This window comes from Cellvibrio sp., assembly GCF_053579595.1.
In genome coordinates, this window is record NZ_JBRFPI010000386.1 from 1,937 (window position 1) to 4,157 (window position 2,221).

The window sequence follows — 2,221 nt, forward strand, 5'->3', positions numbered from 1 at the left end:
GATGCGTGCCGTCGCCTTACTGCCGCCGCAGGCCGGAGGGGCGGACGAACTGGTCGCCCCGCTGCACGGAATAGATGGCGCCTCAAACGCGCCTCGCTCCCAAGCTCCGCTTGGGAGTGTATATCGGTAATACATGTTCGATGGTTACAGCATACCGGTAGCCTTTTCTTAAAAGTGATTTATTAAACACCTTATGCATTCCCGAGCGGAGCTTGGGAACGAGAATGAGCTATAAATGAATCCACTTTCCATCGCACAATGCCTACAACTCGCACACGAACTTGAATCCCTAAGCGATTCTGCGCGTTTGGATATTGAATTATTGTTGTGCCATATACTGCAAAAAAATCGCACCTATCTTTTTACCTGGCCAGATAAAGTTTTATCGCCCGAGCAGGCAGAAACGTTCCAGCTTTTTTTCAATCGCCGCAAATCCGGAGAACCCATTGCCCATATTCTCGGCCAGCGCGAATTCTGGTCGCTGCCGCTCTCGGTCAATAATTCCACGTTAATTCCACGTCCGGATACCGAATTGCTGGTCGAATTGGTATTGGAATTGTTTGCTGGTGATGTGCCGCAACAAAAACGCAGTTGTTTGGATTTGGGAACAGGAACGGGCGCGATTGCATTAGCCATCGCCAGCGAAAAGCCGGATTGGCAATTAGTGGGGGTGGATAAGTCTGCTGATGCAGTTGCCCTCGCTGAAAAAAATCGTAGTGAGCTGCAATTTGCCAACGTACAAATACTGCAAAGTGATTGGTTCTCTGCCATCCCTGCGCAACAATTTGATGTTATTGTCAGCAACCCACCGTATATAGATCCGCAAGATCCGCATTTGGATCAGGGCGATGTGCGCTTTGAACCACGCTCAGCGCTAATTGCAGGCAATAAAGGGTTGGCAGATATCGAGCTAATTATTCAACAAGCTTGGAATTATTTGCGCGAGCAAGGTTGGTTGTTGTTGGAGCATGGATATGACCAAGGTCAGGCGGTGCGCGATATATTTTATGCGCGCGGCTTTACGCTAGTGAAAACCCGTCGCGATCTGGGCGGTAATGAGCGCGTTTCCCTCGGTAGAAAAGGTTCTATATCGTGAACGATGAACAACTGCTGCGCTACTCGCGCCAAATTATGCTGCCCGATGTGGATATTGATGGGCAGGAAAAATTATTGGCTGCACGCGTATTAATTATCGGCCTTGGCGGTTTGGGGTCGCCGGTCGCTATGTATTTGGCGGCTGCAGGAGTTGGTCACTTAACGTTGGTGGATTTCGATGCGGTAGATCTCAGCAATCTGCAGCGGCAAATTGCACACACTAGCGCGCGTATTGGCGACAATAAAGCGGCATCGGCGGCGCATAGCCTGCATGAATTAAATCCTGAGGTTACGATTACTTGCATCGAAAAATTATTAGATGCAGACCAGTTGCTCGAACAAGTGAAATTGGCAACTGTAGTGGTTGATTGCACCGATAATTTCCAAACCCGTTTTGCTATCAATGCGGCTTGTATTGCGGCAAAAGTACCGCTGGTATCGGGCGCTGCAATTCGCTTGGAAGGGCAAGTTGCGGTATTTGATTCGCGCGATACAAACAGTCCTTGCTATCGCTGCTTATACGAAGAAGACAGCGATGATTTAACCTGTGCTGCCAACGGTGTGTTGGCTCCGCTGGTGGGAATTATCGGATCAATGCAAGCGCTGGAAACCATTAAATTAATTTGCGGCTTCGGCACTAATCTCGCAGGGCGATTGCTGTTATTGGATGCGCGTCATAGTCAATGGCGCGAACTGAAATTGCCCAAAGATCACAATTGTCCGGTATGCAGCCAACCTGCCTCAATATAAAGGGTAAGGCTGTGTAAAGGGCTTGTTTTTTATCATCGCGTCTTTATATTGGCGCTAACAAAATTTCTACTGGAATAAAGGTGTATTTATGAGTGACGTTCCCCCTGTGTATAAAAGCGGTTTCTTGCCTGCTCTGATTTTTAGTTCACGCTGGTTGCAGCTGCCGCTCTATCTTGGTTTGATTATTGCGCAGTGTGCCTATGTATTTCTGTTTTTGAGCGAGTTAACCCATTTGGTGACAGACGTTCGCTCGATGAACGAACAGCAAATTATGCTGATTGTGTTGGGTTTGATTGATGTGGTTATGATTTCAAACTTGTTAGTAATGGTGATAGTTGGTGGTTACGAAACCTTCGTGTCACGCCTGCGTTTGGAT

General features: G+C 47.9%; 3 protein-coding genes. All 3 read left to right on the forward strand.

The window, feature by feature from the left end; translation table 11 throughout:
* The first annotated feature begins 235 nt into the window (after window positions 1–235).
* Window positions 236–1,096 carry a peptide chain release factor N(5)-glutamine methyltransferase gene (gene prmC, locus ACWA6V_RS18215; protein WP_449523827.1) on the forward strand — a complete coding sequence of 287 codons (861 nt, stop codon included), beginning with the start codon at window positions 236–238 and terminating at the stop codon, window positions 1,094–1,096.
* A complete protein-coding gene (locus ACWA6V_RS18220) occupies window positions 1,093–1,845 on the forward strand; it encodes a HesA/MoeB/ThiF family protein (RefSeq protein WP_449523828.1) in 753 nt (250 codons plus the stop codon). The genes prmC and ACWA6V_RS18220 overlap by 4 nt, the downstream gene beginning before the upstream one ends.
* Window positions 1,846–1,933: 88 nt before the next feature.
* Window positions 1,934–2,221 (forward strand): YqhA family protein (locus tag ACWA6V_RS18225; protein WP_449523829.1); only part of this gene is annotated, 288 nt, incomplete at its 3' end.

Coding starts and splice junctions, on each gene's coding strand:
- prmC (WP_449523827.1), top strand. CDS start 236: ATGAATCCACTTTCCATCGCACAATGCCTACAACTCGCACACGAACTT.